The sequence below is a fragment of the Aureliella helgolandensis genome (assembly GCF_007752135.1).
GTDB classification, from domain to species: Bacteria; Planctomycetota; Planctomycetia; order Pirellulales; family Pirellulaceae; genus Aureliella; species Aureliella helgolandensis.
In genome coordinates, this window is record NZ_CP036298.1 from 188690 (window position 1) to 203587 (window position 14898).

Annotated in this window: 13 protein-coding genes; 4 read left to right on the plus strand and 9 right to left on the minus strand. The window is 57.2% G+C overall.

Annotated elements, in window-relative coordinates:
- Nucleotides 1-32 precede the first annotated feature (32 nt).
- The 5 genes from Q31a_RS00705 to Q31a_RS31050 all read right to left on the minus strand — a co-directional run bounded on the left by Q31a_RS00705 (nucleotide 33) and on the right by Q31a_RS31050 (nucleotide 6538).
- Nucleotides 33-3212, minus strand: coding sequence for a serine/threonine-protein kinase (locus Q31a_RS00705; protein WP_145072602.1), 3180 nt, complete (start codon nucleotides 3210-3212; stop codon nucleotides 33-35).
- Nucleotides 3213-3215: 3 nt separating this feature from the next.
- Nucleotides 3216-3794 (minus strand): sigma-70 family RNA polymerase sigma factor, encoded by a 579-nt coding sequence (locus Q31a_RS00710; RefSeq protein WP_231691010.1) that lies wholly within the window; start codon nucleotides 3792-3794, stop codon nucleotides 3216-3218.
- 518 nt (nucleotides 3795-4312) lie between these two features.
- Entirely contained in the window at nucleotides 4313-5260 is a 948-nt protein-coding gene (locus Q31a_RS00715) for a fumarylacetoacetate hydrolase family protein (protein ID WP_145072606.1), read from the minus strand.
- A gap of 18 nt (nucleotides 5261-5278) precedes the next feature.
- Entirely contained in the window at nucleotides 5279-6301 is a 1023-nt protein-coding gene (gene bioB, locus Q31a_RS00720; RefSeq protein ID WP_145072608.1) for a biotin synthase BioB, read from the minus strand.
- A gap of 111 nt (nucleotides 6302-6412) precedes the next feature.
- Nucleotides 6413-6538 carry a hypothetical protein gene (locus tag Q31a_RS31050; protein ID WP_261342698.1) on the minus strand — a complete coding sequence of 42 codons (126 nt, stop codon included), beginning with the start codon at nucleotides 6536-6538 and terminating at the stop codon, nucleotides 6413-6415.
- A gap of 39 nt (nucleotides 6539-6577) precedes the next feature.
- Here Q31a_RS31050 and Q31a_RS00725 point away from each other — a divergent pair, with 39 nt between their 5' ends.
- Nucleotides 6578-7108, plus strand: coding sequence for a hypothetical protein (locus tag Q31a_RS00725; protein WP_145072610.1), 531 nt, complete (start codon nucleotides 6578-6580; stop codon nucleotides 7106-7108).
- Nucleotides 7109-7181: 73 nt separating this feature from the next.
- On the opposite strand, the gene Q31a_RS00730 is transcribed toward Q31a_RS00725, so the two are convergent.
- Both Q31a_RS00730 and Q31a_RS29840 read right to left on the minus strand, forming a co-directional pair.
- Complete coding sequence (locus Q31a_RS00730) at nucleotides 7182-8018, minus strand: hypothetical protein (protein WP_145072612.1); 837 nt, start codon at nucleotides 8016-8018, stop codon at nucleotides 7182-7184.
- Between the two features lie 244 nt (nucleotides 8019-8262).
- Entirely contained in the window at nucleotides 8263-9096 is an 834-nt protein-coding gene (locus Q31a_RS29840; RefSeq protein WP_197355982.1) for a hypothetical protein, read from the minus strand.
- Nucleotides 9097-9471: 375 nt separating this feature from the next.
- Here Q31a_RS29840 and recG point away from each other — a divergent pair, with 375 nt between their 5' ends.
- Both recG and sugE read left to right on the plus strand, forming a co-directional pair.
- Nucleotides 9472-11568, plus strand: coding sequence for an ATP-dependent DNA helicase RecG (recG, locus tag Q31a_RS00740; RefSeq protein ID WP_145072614.1), 2097 nt, complete (start codon nucleotides 9472-9474; stop codon nucleotides 11566-11568).
- Between the two features lie 210 nt (nucleotides 11569-11778).
- Nucleotides 11779-12153, plus strand: coding sequence for a quaternary ammonium compound efflux SMR transporter SugE (gene sugE, locus Q31a_RS00745; RefSeq protein WP_145072616.1), 375 nt, complete (start codon nucleotides 11779-11781; stop codon nucleotides 12151-12153).
- A 197-nt stretch (nucleotides 12154-12350) separates the two neighbouring features.
- Here the strand turns inward: sugE and Q31a_RS00750 are convergent, their stop codons facing one another.
- Nucleotides 12351-13094 carry a PAS and helix-turn-helix domain-containing protein gene (locus Q31a_RS00750; protein ID WP_231691011.1) on the minus strand — a complete coding sequence of 248 codons (744 nt, stop codon included), beginning with the start codon at nucleotides 13092-13094 and terminating at the stop codon, nucleotides 12351-12353.
- A gap of 85 nt (nucleotides 13095-13179) precedes the next feature.
- Between Q31a_RS00750 and Q31a_RS29845 the strand changes: the two genes are divergently transcribed.
- The gene (locus Q31a_RS29845) at nucleotides 13180-13323 is read left to right on the plus strand and encodes a hypothetical protein (protein ID WP_197355983.1); all 144 of its coding nucleotides are present in this window, start codon (nucleotides 13180-13182) and stop codon (nucleotides 13321-13323) included.
- 165 nt (nucleotides 13324-13488) lie between these two features.
- Here the strand turns inward: Q31a_RS29845 and Q31a_RS00755 are convergent, their stop codons facing one another.
- Nucleotides 13489-14787 (minus strand): outer membrane protein assembly factor BamB family protein, encoded by a 1299-nt coding sequence (locus Q31a_RS00755; protein ID WP_145072618.1) that lies wholly within the window; start codon nucleotides 14785-14787, stop codon nucleotides 13489-13491.
- Nucleotides 14788-14898: the final 111 nt, after the last annotated feature.

The window sequence follows — 14898 nt, forward strand, 5'->3', positions numbered from 1 at the left end:
AGCGGCCAGATCGGCCTGGGATGTTGGACCGTTCAATCGATGACGTGGAATTCAATCTTGCCCGTGGTGAGGTCACCTTCGCCAGGCGTCGAGAAGTTGGCAACCTTGAATTGCATTGAGTAAGATTCGCCTGGGGTGACTTGGACCGAAAAGTTGGCGCGTGAATCGAGTGCACCAAGCGTGACATGCGTTCCGTCTGGCTCACCTGCATGCACTAGGCGAATGGTTTGACGTGCTACTTTTCGAGTTGGTTTTTCACCAACCTGAGTTTCCATGACGCCGCCAACGATCAGCTCTCGAGGTAGCGCGGTGATCGCGACCGCATTTCCTTCCTCGTCTGTCACTTCGATCGACTTGAAGGTGAACCAGTTGGGCAAGGTCGCCCCGATGGTGTTTTCGGTAATGCTGCGAAAGTAGAATTCAGTGCCCAGCGTTTGGCCGATCTGGTAATTTCGTTGAGTCGGTGTCAGGCGTACGCCTACCTGGAATCCATTGTCTGCGGGTGTCCCCCAATGGATTGTTGGAGAGTCTGTACCTGTGGCTGAGATGAATTGCTTACGGATTGTAAATGCAAAGGTGTTGCCTGGCTTGGACTGGAAAGGTAGTCGAATTCGGACCGACCAGATGTTGTAGGTGGCACCGTTTTGAGTTCCGAAACTTGGGATGACTTCGAATTGTGCATCCGCGGGCAAGCTTCGTGTTTGAGCGATGTTTAGAAAACTCTGAAAGGTCGCGTTATCAACGGGTGCTGCGTCGCGTCGTGATGCCCAGTGGGTGATCGCGGCGATGACCTCGTCGATGGTGATGGGTGGTTGCCGCATCCCGTCGATGGTATTGTGCATCGCATTGAACTCCGTGATGGCAGCGTTCAAGGGAATCGTGTTGAGAGCGGACGCGGGGATTGGTTGATCCATTGGCGAGTGGACGCTCAGGAAGCGTTGCCGGATCTCGACAATTGACTGGAGTTGGTAGTCGTAGAGGAGTATCTGATAGCCATTCACTCCTGCGGAGAATGGTGGCAGGTGTCTGTATCCGGCGTCGAATTTCCATTGCCTCGGCAAACGACGTTCGGTGGCAATCGTCCTGAGTCCTCTGAGGGTTTCCTCGGAAAGCTGTTCTGGATACTCCAGATTCCAGAGAGCGCAGGTGAGAACCTCCTGCTCGGTCAACTCCGGTTGATCGAAGTCTGCGTATGCATTCATGTGTCGATTGAATTCTGAGACTGCTTCGGTGAGTCCCTTATTCTCGCTGTCGGTTCTAGACCCTGCCTCAGCTGTTTCCTGGGGACGGCTTGCCTGTGGGGGTGCTAACGACTCTTCCGCTTGGCGGTTCGCTGTAGGCAACCAGGACTTTAATCGCTTGGCATCTTCGGGGTCGCGCCGTGCGACTTGGTCGAAGATTCGATGGGTACGCTCTTCATCGCGAAGCGTTCGATTGATGGTTGCGAAGTCTGCAAAATCGTCCAAGGAAACGCGAATCTGGTCTTGGGACAAGATGCGAGTTTCCAACGCATCGCGAATCGCAGTCAGCTTAGCGAGTGCTGGTGGGTGTTTTTCACCCAAGGTGAGCCAGTCGGCGAGTAGGAAGGAGCGACGCACTGCTGACCAGGCCGGGTCGGCTTGGTCGGCATTGTCCCAGCACCAAAGAATCTTCTCCAAGGAGGCATCGTAGCGACCATGCTGAGCATCATTGAGAGCCTGTCCACGCACTGAGCTCGGTTCAGCCTCGTCTTTCCAGGAGGCCTGCTGGGGCTCGTGGGTGATCTTGGTAGTCCAGACTCCACCGGCCGTGACGGTCGCTTGGTTGCTATCCAGTTGAAACGAAGTGCCTTCACCTTCGAATTCGATACTGTACGAACCCGCGCGCACCCTTGTCTTCGCGCCATGACTGTCGACTACCAAGCGTTCGACAATCTCATCGCCCTGTTTGATGACGATTGGTACTGCGTGCGCGAGTTGGTCATTGGTCTCGATGCGAATCGTCCCCTGTTCGGTCTGCAGCACGATAATCGTGAAAGCGAGAATTCCTGCGATGGCAATGCTTGCGAGCGTGAGCCATTTGGCGGGCGGAGAAGAAATACCCAACCACGCTGGCTTGAGGTCCGCTCTTTCGATGGCAGGGTCTTGCAGTTGATTGAGGTGCTGGGTTAGTGTCCGCCTCAGGGCTTCGGCCGATTCGAAGCGTTTGTCGGGGGACTTTTCGAGCAATCTCATGACGATCTGTTCCAGCCACCGGGGAATCTCAGCATGAATGCTACGCAGCGGCCGTGGTGGATCATTGACGATCCGATTTAGCACGCCCATCGTGTTCTCTGCACGGAAGGGACTGCGGCCTGTCAGCATGAAATAGATCACACTACCAAGACTGAACAAATCGCTGCGATGGTCAATCTCGTCGCCGTGGGCTTGCTCGGGCGACATGTACTGAGGGGTGCCAGCGATTACGCCACTACGCGTCATGCTGGCGTCATCAGCCGCTCGAGCCAGTCCAAAGTCAGTGATCTGGACGCGTTCCACTCCGTTTTCTAGCAAGATGTTGGCGGGTTTGATATCGCGATGAATCAAGCCTTGAGCGTGAGCGGCGGCGAGGCCATCGGCGATTTGAGAGGCGATTCGCACGACCTCGAGAATCGGTAGTGGCCCCTCTTGATCGACTCGTTGTTGCAAGCTCTTGCCCTCCACGACTGGCATGACCAAGTAGGGCAAGCCCGCATGTTGATCGACTGTCTGAATGGGGACAACGTGGGGATGGACGACTGCGGCGGCGCTCTTGGCCTCGCGTGAAAACCGCTTGCGAGCCGCCGCGCTGCTGGCCAATTCTGGCGCCAGTATCTTGACCGCCGAGTAGCGATTTAAGGCTGGGTCGTAGCCGCGCATGACGATGCCCATCCCGCCGCGGCCAAGAAATTCCATGACCTCATACCGACCAAACTTGCCGAGTGAGCCGGGGTGCTCGCTCGGTTGTAGGAAGGTGTTGTCTGGCTGGGCGTCGAGCGGACCGCTGGATAGGTCATCCGCTTCGTCCAGGAGGTCGTTTCTCAAAAACTCGCCCGCTTCCTCCCAGCTTAGTCCCTCTTGCGTTAGAGTCTCCAGTCGCTCCTGGCACGTCTCGCAGGTTTCGACATGCTCGGCCAACTCGGATGGTCGATCGGTCGGGTGATCGAGCAGAAGGCTGCCGAGGGTTTCATCGTCGTAGTGGTAGCGTGCGATCATGGTTTAGTCCTGTTGTTGAAGGGCTTCTTTCAGTTTCGCGAGCACGCGGCACCGCGCCACGCGCACGCTGCCATTCGTCTTGCCAAGTGCTTCGGCGACCGATTCAATGGAACGCCCTTCCACCGTCGTCCACCAGAACGAGAGCCAAGTCGATTCTTGAAAACTAGGCTTCAACGCTTCCGCAGCTTGACGAAATCGCATTCGACGGTGCTCCGTTGCAAACAGAGTCACAGTAGCCTCGTCGGCTGGCAGTTGGAGGAGTATCCGCTGCACGTCGCTATCCCCTGAACCAATCGGCCCACGACCGCGAGTCAGGTGATTGATGCACAAATTGCGAGTAATCTTGAACAACCAGCCTCGAAAGGAACCTTCTGCGGCAGGATCGAAAGAGTCGACAGCCCGGCCAACCGTGGCCAGCACGTCTTGCGCCAAGTCCTCGGCATCGGCGTGCTGCAGCCCTTTGGCGCGAGCCACCCGAATCACTAGCGGTCGGTAAAGTTCAACAAACTCGGTCCAGGCTTCCTGGGAAGCTGGAACGCGCAGTTTGCCAATCAAAGATGCTCGTGTTTCGGGACCTTGCAAATGATTTCTCCTAACAACAACACACAGGTCAACTGCCATTGTTACAGAGAAAATGCGAGAAGTGTCGAATTGGGTGGCAGGACAAGACTTTTGCGCGGCGGCGAGTGCATTGTCTGAGGCGCGGGAGGAGCAAGCAGCCAGCCAGCAGCTACGTTGCTCGCATTGCAAGGGAGGCTTCCCTAGGCGGCTGGTGCACTTGGCAAGCCTCGGTGTTCCGTTCGGTTGTCAGGGATAGACTCTCGGGGCGGAATGGGCAGGAAGCTGTGGGACGGGAAAATGTGAGTTAGAAGACAGGGGAAGGGGCACCGACTGTTTGCCGCGTGGCTGTCCGCCAGAAGGTTTGAAAAAGCTAAGGTGTAGATTGTAAATTTGAAAGCGAGGTTTTTGCACGCGGGTGGTTTGTGGGCGACTATCACATGCGGGCCCTTGTAGCTCAGGGGATCGCAGCGAGGATCACCTGTGCTTTCTAGGGAACTCACCGCCGCAATAGCGAGAATGGCCAGGGCGATTGTTGCGAACTACTGGGCGACAATGGGGTTGGTCAGGATACCGATGCTAGAAATTTTGGCTTGCATGGTTTGTCCGGCCCGCAGGTATTTTCCACTTGCATTTCCGACTCCAGCAGGGGTGCCGGTTGAGATAATATCCCCTGGTTCGAGGGTCATCCACGTCGACAGAAATTCGATGACTTGGGCGATCGAGAACACCTGCTCTGCCGTGGTGGACTGTTGCCTCACTTCGCCGTCAATCGTCAATTCCAGCTGTAGCGTCTGCGGGTCGGGGATTTCATCGGCGGTGACGAGGCAGGGGCCGCAGGGACAGAAGCCATCGTGCCATTTACCATGCTGCCAATCGAAGAATTTGTCGCGCGGCCGCTCTTGTCGATTCGGATTGGGACGAAAACCACGATCGGAGATGTCGTTGATGATCGTATATCCAGCCACGAAGCTCAGCGCTTCGGAGGCGTTCACATTGCGAGCCTTGCGCCCGATGATGACGGCCAGTTCGATTTCGTGGTCGATTCGTTCGGAGGATTGCGCGGGCAAGACGACGGGCTGCGCGTTACCGATCAGCGTCGTCGACGGGGGTTTCATGAAGACATAGGGGAAGGTGCGTTCGCGCTCAGCCGCGATCTCCCCCGACTCCTCGACATGGGCCGCATAGTTTCCGGCCAACAGCAGGAGCTTGGGAGGCCGGGCGATAGGTGGTAGCAACGTGACTTCTGTGAGCGGAATGGCCAGGCGTGCCAGAATCGGATTCTGCTCGGACTCTTGCACTAAATCGGTGAGCGTCCGCCAGGAGGGAGAGTCACTCGGGAGGAGGCGTTCAAGCTCGCCACCATGGATCGCTTCGGCAACCACCTTTTCACCCTCGGCTGCTGCTAGATCATCGAGCGGCAACACGTAATGCTCATGATAGAGACCGCAGCGTGCGGCCCCAGCTTGTTGAAAACGGCACAGCTTCATCGATCTTGTCCTCGAAGGCTACGGTGAATCAAACTCGGTGCGAGTGATCTCGAATCCAAGATCCGCAATCATCTGATAATCGGACTCGGGAGGCTGTCCCTTGGTGGTCAGGTAATCGCCCACAAACAGGCTGTTGGCAACATACAGGCTCAGTGGTTGCAGGGAACGCAAGTGCTTCTCGCGGCCGCCTGCAATCCGCAGCTCGCTGGCTGGATTTACAAATCGCATCATGCATAAAGCTCGCAAGCAATCTTGAGGGGTCAAGTTCCCCTCCTTCTCAAGCGGTGTGCCCTCAATGGCATGCATGAAGTTCAAGGGGATCGATTCGACTTGCAATTCTCGCAATTCCATCGCCATGGAGACTAGATCGCTGGGCGTTTCCCCCATGCCGATGATGCCGCCACTGCACAATTCCAGTCCTGCGGAACGGACATTTTTCAAGGTGTCGACGCGGTCTTCGTAGGTGTGCGTTGAGCAGATTTTGTCGTAGTGTTCTTTGCCGGTATTCAGGTTGTGATTCACACGGTCTACGCCGCAGGCCTTAAGACGCTGCGCGTTGGTATCGTTGAGCAGCCCCAGACAAGCGCAGATCTTCAGGTCGTATTTCTCTTTGACTTGCGGGACGACCATCTCGACCGCCGTCATTTCTCGTTCGTTTGGTGCACGACCACTGATGACAATGCAGTATGTTTTGGAACCACGCTCAGCGGCCAGGCGTGCTCCGTCGAGCAACTGATCGGCGGAGAGCATGCGGTACTTGTCGATCGGGGCCTTGGAGAGTTTGGACTGTGAGCAGTAGCCGCAATCTTCTGGGCAGAGCCCACTCTTGGCATTCACCAAGAAGTAGAGCTGAACCGATTTGCCAAAATGCTTGTGGCGCAAGCGGTAGGCTCCGGCAAGCAATTCCAGCAGTTCGTCGTCCGAGGTGCGCAGGATCTCTTCTGCCTGTACGCTGGTGATATGCTTACCCTCAAGGACTTGTAGGGCCAGTTGGTGCCAACGACTGTCTGTTGCCAGGGTTGAACTTAGGTCTGAAATCATGCTAGATCGTTGCGGCCAAGGAACTTGGGGGTGAAAATGCCAGGATGAGCAGTGCGACGCACGTTGCCGGTCGGCTAATATAGCCAAAATATTATACAATGAACATCGTTCCTAGGCCGAAGCGGTCTGTTCGAGGGGGGCGTCGCTGTGAGCCGCATTGGTGCCCTGCCCCGCGCTCGTCGGCAACCTTGATTTTCCATCGATAGAAATTTGCGATTCGGTGATTCGTAAACTCACTCAGGAGAACTGCTTTTGTATTTGGTGAGAGTTGGATGTATGGGGCACGTTGGCCGGTTCCGACTGGATGAGGACGTGCTAGTGCGGCGAGGAACCCGAGCGGTTTGTCGTACCTCGCGGGGGCTGGAGTTGGGGACGGTACTCGGGCCGGCTCGCAGTGGAGGCGGGACAGCCGACTTAGCGGATGGACGAATACTGAGAAAGATGGCCCCTGAGGACGAAATGCTGTGGGGGCACCTGCAGGGGTTGGGCCGAGACGCCCATAGCGGCTGTTGCGATTGGCTCAACTCTCAAGGAATTGATGCGACACTCCTGGAGGTGGAGCCCCTGTTGGATGGGAAGACGCTCTATTTTCATTTTTTGTCGGAGATCGACGACGGAGTGCAGGAGTATTTGGATCATCTCGTTTCGCTGTACGAGGAGCGGGTTCGGGACAGCAAGTTTGCGAAGTTGCTTGAGCACGGCTGTGGCCCAGGCTGTGGCACCGAGAAAGCCGTCAACGGCTGTGGTAGTCGTGGGGGCTGTGCCGTCTGCAAAATCGCTAGCGCGTGCAATAAGAAGCCCGCGTAGTTCGCCAGGGCGATCCATGGCGACCGCCGCCATGCGGTGCTGCATCACGCCACCGAGCTTGGGGGAGATTCCGTTAGAACGGGGGGCACTCGCAATCCGGGCAATCTTTAGGGCTCGGGCCGCGGTTATCACGGCCACGTCCCTCTGGCCCCCGTCCCTCGGCTCCACGATTCGGCGGACCGGGGCGCTTGGCTTCGGGGAGTTCAATCAGCTCGCCCTTGAGCGCCTCCAGCTTTTGGCGCTGATCGTGGGTTAGTTCGCGTTTGAGGGCCAGTTCGATGTCCTTTTCAGCTTTCTCGAACAAGAGGTTGCTTGGCCCCCGCTGGTTGTCGCCAGGGTTGCGAATGTTGTCTCCCAGTTTCCGGCGCATCTCCTCCATCTTCTGATGCCATAATTCCGCCTTCTTCTCCCGGAATTCAATCAGGGCGTTCCCCTCCAGGCCAATTTCTTTGGCGACGATATTCGTGGCTGCCGAGCGAAAATTACGCGTTTGAACGTAGACACCGATCAACCGCTGGAAATCGGATCTCTCCTTCAACAGCTGAAAGTTCTTTTCTTGATAGGGCTGCATGGTCTCAACCAGCTTCTGCTTCAGCTGTGTCTGAGACAGTTGGGGCTGCTGCTTTCGCAGCTCATTGCGGAGTTTGAAGACCGAATCCATGCTTTCCCTGATGTTTTGGCGGACCGCATTCCAATCCTCGGTTTTCAATCCGATTGCTTCGCGGACGATTTCGTGCCGTAGGACTTCCAGGATCTCGTTATCGGGATTGTCGTAGTGGATTTCGCGTAAAGTATCGAAAAATGGATCTGGGCCACGTCGTGACTGAGCATGGAGTTGGCTTGCAATGGGGTGGCTTGCAATGAGTAGCAGTGCGCAGGCCACTTGCGTTGTGGTTCGCCAAAGATTCATGATGCTGCTCCCCCCTTGCGAAGTGTCATGCGGTAAATGAGTGTCCGGTGCCCGCTGAGCAAGAGTCCCCGCAGGGCCGAGCTGGCAGGGGGGACTGGACATTGATTTACCACGAATTATCAAGACTATCTATCGGTCTGTTTGTTGAGCGAGATGAATGGAGGCTCTGCCGCTCCCGGCCGCCCGTTGGGGACGAGGCCGGAAGAGGTTGAGCTTTCGAGGCTCGACGGGTCGAGCCATCGATTTAGTTATCAGCACCGGGACGGGCACCGCGTTGTCGGCCGCCACCTTGTCCACCTTGTCCGCCACGGCCACCGCCAGCTCCGCCGCGGCCGCCACCAGCGCCGCCACGTCCACCACCCGTAGCTTCAGGGAACTCAAACTTGGCGCCCTTGAGAGCTTCCAGGGCAGCTTTGTGTTCTGCAGTCAGGACTGCTCCAATGGCTGCATCAACATCCTTCTGTGCTGAAGCTCGCATTTCTTCCATCTTTTCGCGAGTCATGTCTTCGCGGTTTCCACCTTGGAACATTTCACGCATCTTCTCGCGCATGCCTTCGCCAGCTTTGGTCGCGGCCTCGGTGACCTTCTTGATGCCAGCTTCGTCAAGCTTGATTTCTTTGGCGACTAGTTCGTTCGTAGCGGCCATGAGCCCCCTTTGCTGGACCAACAGTCCCATCAATCGCTTTTGCTGTTTAGGTGCCAGGACTTCGTCCAGAGTTTCTTGAGCCTTGGTGTTCATCTCTTTCAGCTTGGCAGTGCGTTCGGCTTCATCCCGAATTTGGAACAATTCGCGCATGCTGGGCTGTGCGGCTTGAACCGCTTCATAGGTTGCCTCTTCCATTCCAACATCAGCCCGGACTTCTTCCATTCGCAGTAGGCCCAGTAGGTCAAGGGCGCCACCCATGCTTCCGCCACCAGGTCCGCCGAATCCGCCGCGTCCACCACCGCCGGGGCCTCCAGGACCACCTTGGCCGCGCTGGCCACGTTGGCCTCGCTGACCATCTTGCTGGGCTTCGACTGCCGATGCGAAGCAAACGCAGAGTGCTAGGCTCAATGCGCCGAGAATTCGTAACTTCATTTGTTGGGTTCCTTCTTGGGGTGATTTGGGCAGAAGCGTAGAAAAGCAATTAACTTCTGCAGAGTTTATGGTTTCTGACCGAGCTATTCCGCTGGTGCGGTTGGAGAGTCGTCAGCACTCTCGGGATACACTGAATTCAAACCGATAAGTAGGAAAAAAGTTTCGTTTGCAGTCAAAAATTGGCGTAAACCTGCCAGAAAGGCGACAATTCATGCGGGAAAAGGTGGCGGCTGTGGCGCAGCGGGGACAGCCTGCCAGCGCACGCGCGAATCGAATATACTCAATCGAGACATGGTCCGAGGGGGTGGTTGGTGAGTTTTGTGGGGATTGCACTGGTAAATTTGCGTATGCAATTTGTTTGTTCGTGAGGCGACGATGAGCACAGCCAACCCAACCCGCCAGGATTTGCTGCAGGAGGTGCGGTTCCTCAAAAGCGTGGGGATGTCGCGCGCGCCGCTCTTGGGGCGGCTGGGGATCTATCGCGCGATGGATCTCCTGTTCTTCTTCCCCAGGGCCTACGAGGCGCCCGCGCCGATCCAAGGCGTAGAGCTGTTTACCAATGGCACCCAAGTGACCTTTGTGGGAACCGTCCAGGAGCTCGATGAACGGGTAACTCAGAATGGAAAGCACATGCTGGGCGTCCAGATCGCTGCCGACGGTGGGGGCTTCGTGCGATTGTTGTGGTTTAACCAGCCCTTCCGCAAAGATTCGCTCAAGCCGGGGACTCGGATAACCGCGACCGGCTTGCCGCGCTCTACCGTGCTCAATTGGGAAATGGTCCAACCCCAGATTCGCCTCTTAGAAGCGGATGAAGTCCCTGAGGGCAGGAGGCCGCTAGCCATCTACCCGCTCACCGAGGGACTCAAGGCAGCGGGAATGCGGTTTATCATGCAGGAGTCTTTGCCCGATTTAATCCCGTTGATCGAAGAAGTGCTGCCTACCGAGTTGCGCGAACGACTGGGCGTGCTCGATATTGCTTCCGCTCTGCATGCGATTCACTTTCCCGATTCGCTGGCTGAGGCCGAGCAGGGACAGGCTCGGTTTAAGGCGCAAGAGTTACTCGTGCTGCAATTGGCTCTCAGCCTGCAACGAGCAGCACGCGAAGGCTCAGCCAAGGCCCCCGTGTGCGAGCCGAGCGGCAAGATTCATTCGCGAATTCTCAATCGCTTGCCTTTTCAATTGACCCAAGACCAAGCGACTTCGGTGGCGGAGATTGGCCGCGATATGGCTCGCGACATTCCCATGAACCGCTTGCTGCAGGGAGATGTGGGGAGCGGTAAGACCGTCGTGGCCCAGTACGCCATGCTGCTGTGCGTGGCTCACGGCTGTCAAGCAACTTTGATGGCTCCGACCGAAGTGCTCGCCCGCCAACATGCTGGCACGCTCGACCGCAGCCTGGCAAGCAGCCGAGTCCGCGTCGCACTGCTCACGGGGAGCCTCAGCACACGCCAGCGCCGCGAGACGATCGAACGCGTGGCCAGCGGTGAAGTCGACCTGCTGGTGGGGACGCAAGCCATTCTTTCCGATGAAGTCGTGTTCCATCAACTCGGTTTAGTAATCGTCGATGAACAACACAAGTTCGGGGTGATGCAGCGCGCCAAACTGCGGACCGATGCCTCTCAACCTCACTACTTGGTGCTCAGTGCGACTCCCATTCCACGCACCATCGCAATGACTGCTTTCGGAGATCTCGATGTCTCGACGATTCGAAGCAAGCCGCCCGGTCGCGCTCCCGTGCACACTTATGTCGCCCCCAAGGATTCACTCGACTCCTGGTGGAGATTTGTCGAAGAGCAATTAAAGCAGGGACGCCAAGCCTACGTCATTGCGCCGCGCGTTGCCGAGGTCGATCCGGAGAGTGACGTGGCGAGTGCCGAGGGGTTCTATGAACACCTGCGCAAGCAAGTGTTCGGGCATCGTGCGGTCGGCTTGTTGCATGGCCGAATGGATGGAGCCGACAAGGAGTCCGTGCTTGAGCAGTTCGCCAGCGGTGATCTGGATATCCTGGTCGCTACCACCGTGGTCGAAGTGGGCATCGACGTTCCCAACGCGACCGTGATGACCATTCTAGATGCCAATCGCCTTGGGCTCAGTCAATTGCACCAGCTGCGAGGTCGAGTCTCGCGCGGGACTCATGCCGGCTTTGTTTGCGCTGTGCCCACGTCGGGATGCGAGCCGCAGGATAATGCTCGCTTGCAGGCATTCGAGCAGAGCGATGATGGTTTCGAATTGGCCGAAATGGATCTGCGACTCCGAGGCCCGGGAGACCTCCTCGGCACCTCGCAGAGTGGGCTTCCGCCGCTGCGCATTGCGAATCTAGTGGACGATGCTCAGTGGGTGGCCCTGGCCCAGGAAGTCGCTCGCGAAATCCTTCAGCAAGATCCGAACATGGAGTCGCCAGCGTTTGCCAAGCTGAAGCAACAGACGCTGAGACGCTATGGCGAGTCCATGCAGTTGGGAGATGTTGGATAGCCGGATCGGGGCCCGGCTCTGTCCGAGTAGAGGGACTTGTCACGCCAATAAGGAATAGGATCTGCCAGATAGGGAGTGCCCGCTGGCCGTCCTACTTGTGCCCACCAAAGCAGGAGGTACCATCGGACGCATACAAGTTTCGGAAGGGACGACCCTATCTGAATTCTCGCTCGGCGGGGACGACCCCGCAACGATTGAGGAAGGTGCCACATGGCTTGGTTGATTCTTTTTTTAGCTGGCTTGTTCGAGATCGGCTGGGCAATTGGTCTGAAGTACAGTCAGGGGTTTACGCAGTTTTGGCCGTCTGTTTTCACCATCGTATCCCTGACGATTAGCTTCGTTTTGCTAGGGGTCGCGGTGCGTTCGCTGCCGCTCGGAACCGCCTATGCGGTGTGGACGGGGATTGGTGCCATCGGGACCGTGACGCTCGCCATTTTTCTGTTCGGTGAAGCGGCGAATTCGATGCGTTTGCTGTGTGTGGCTTTAATTGTTACCGGCATCATCGGCCTCAAGTTCTCGACGGCCGAGAACGCGGAACTCGATTCTCCTGCCGAGCCTGATTCGGCGGTTATCGAGTCACACTGAAGTCAGCGGTTTGCCCGCTCCAAGCCGTGAGTGTGGTGCCGTGAGCGTGGTGCCGCGAAGGGACTCGCTCGCGGCGTGCCAACTTCTCTTCCTGCGCCTTCTCTTTCTGCAAAGTGGGATTCTGCAGCCGAGAAGAAGATCGGTTCGCAAGGTTCTCTCAGGTTCTCTCAGGCTCACTCAGGCTCACTCAGGCTCACTCAGGTGCGTTTCAGTGGAGAGAGCTTGCGAGGAAGGCGTTTGAGGTGGGCGTCGCTCAGCTGCAATCCCAGCGAACTGACGAGGGCGACCAGTTCGGCATGTCCGCGGAGGTTGAGCTTTTCGCTGATAGCCGCCTTGTGCCGTTGAATCGTCTTGGGACTGCGATGCAAGATGGTGGCGGTTCGCGGTACATTGATTCCTTGCCCAAGCAGGATCAATACCTCGAGCTCCCGACGGGTCAGCACGGACAAGGGGCCCAAGTCAATGAACTTGGTGTTGATCTTGCCGATCTCTTGATTTTCAACTTGAACGCACTCCTTCCCTGTGATCAGACGCGAGATCACGATCACTCGGTTGTGTGGCGGTCGAGAATCTAAGATCGGCCAGACGGTCGAAGCAATGCGTTGCCCGTGATAAATGTGGCTGAGTGCTAGCGGATGCTGGCTGTTCAGGACCTGTGCGATCATCCCCAGCCGCTCTTGGACGAAGTCGGGTGGATGGAAGTCGGCAATGTGTTTGCCTCGGTACTCGACCTCCAATTCCTGGGAGAATAGTTGCATGGCGGTATCGTTGACGAACAGGAGGCGGCCCTCGGCATCCGTGATGCTAACGCCGATCCCTGGCGTGCAGGAAAGAGCATTCCACACCGACATGGGCGGGAGGTCCGGTGGGTCTTGCCGGATCGTCTTTCCACTGGGGAGTAAGCGGTTGGTGGATTGGAGATTCGCGTTAGGAGATGGCATCTTGCAGCTCGAAGGTGTTGGTGGAGCAACTTCGTTCCGACGGCGTCGAAAAAGGGGGTCTCGGAAGCAATTCTAACCAAAATGGATGAATCCGCTCATATTCGAGTTGCCGCGAACGCCCGATAATAAGCCCGATGGAACTCAGCGTGGGGGCTTGGGCGGGCGTTTTCTGGACGCGAACGATGCCCAAACGGATCTTCCCACGCTGGATGCCAGTGGGCGGAATTGAAATGTACACTGCTGACCCGAGCCTCATGGGGCAGTAGTGTCCGGCGGGAGGACCAAGGGGCAATTTGGTCCTTCCCGCCTTTCTGTTCGCCGCACCGGTCACAAGCAGCCCGCTCGAGGAAACTCTCAACGGGGCCCTGGTTTAGAGGCTGAGTAGGGTAGCCAGCTATTCCTGCGACTCGATGCAAAACAGATGGTTTTCGCCACGAATGAAGATCTGGTCGTCGACGGGTGCGAGTGTCGTATCGACCGTTTCGCGCATGGAGCTGGTCGCTAAGATCTTGAGCTTGGGGGAATCTTCGATGACGACGATGACGCCACTGCGATCGGTCAAGTAGACCCGGCCGTCAGCAGCCACGGGGGAGGCGTAAGTGCTCACAAGGCCCGGCAACCGCTCCGCTGAATAATGGAATTTTCCAGTCTTGGCATCGACACAGCTGAGCAAGCCCGACTTGCCCTTGTAGAAATAGAGGCGATCTTCGCTGAGCATGGGTGAGCCGATATCGGGTGCGTCGCGCTCAATGGTCCAGGCCACTTTGTCGGTCCCGCCGATGTCTCCATGGCCATCGGGTTTAAACGCTCCCACAAACGCACCACGATAACCACTTCCCACAATCACGTGTTCTCCATCGAAAACCGCTGAGGACACCGGACGTTCCGTCTGCCCCGCGCACCGCCACAATTCCTGACCAGTCTTCAAGTCGTAGGATCGCACGAAATTCTGGCCGTTCAGCACAACCTGTTTTCGTCCCTGATGGTCGACCACCAGCGGTGTGGACCAAGCGGTCGGTTCGTCTCTCGCGGTTCTCCAGACCGTTTCCCCAGTCAACTTGTCGATCGCATACAGGTAGGATTGCCCCTCGTGGTCCCAGGGGTGGAGCAGCAGGTTTCCCTCCAGAGTCGGGGAGCTCCCCTCACCGAAACTGAGTCGCGTTCGCATGGGGCCAAAATCGGTACGCTTCCAAACTAGGTTCCCGGTTGTCGAATAGCAGAAAAGCCCCTGGGAGCCGAAGGAGGCATAAACTCGCTCGCCGTCGGTGCAGGGAGAGGCCGAAGCGAAGCTGTTCGTCACATGGGTATCTTGATGGGGAGTGGCCGTGATGGCCGTTCTCTCCCACTGAAGACTGCCCGTTTCACGGTCGAAGCACAGGACTTTAAAGGCCAGGTTGGGCGTCGCGACTCCTCGCTGCCGTCCATCTTGGCCCGGTGTAGCCGGATCGGTGGTGGAGACAGCCGTGACCACAAACACCTGCGTTTCCCAGATTGCTGGCGAGCCCGAACTGCGGCCAGGAATGGGCACTTTCCATTTCACATTTTGGGTGTCGCTGAAATGGAGAGGCGGAGTCGCATGGGGTGCGGTGCCGTTCCCCGTTGGGCCTCGCCAGTGAGCCCAATTGTCGGCCAGTACCGTGGTGCATGAGAGGAGCAACGCTATGAAGAGTGGCAGGAGTTTATGTTTTCGCATGATCCAACTTCAGAAGAACGGACTGGCACAGGGGAATCGATAGTCTAGCAAACGTGTGGAGCTGTCGAAACGCACGCTTGCCGGGGCCCAACCGAAGCTGATGGTAGCTGA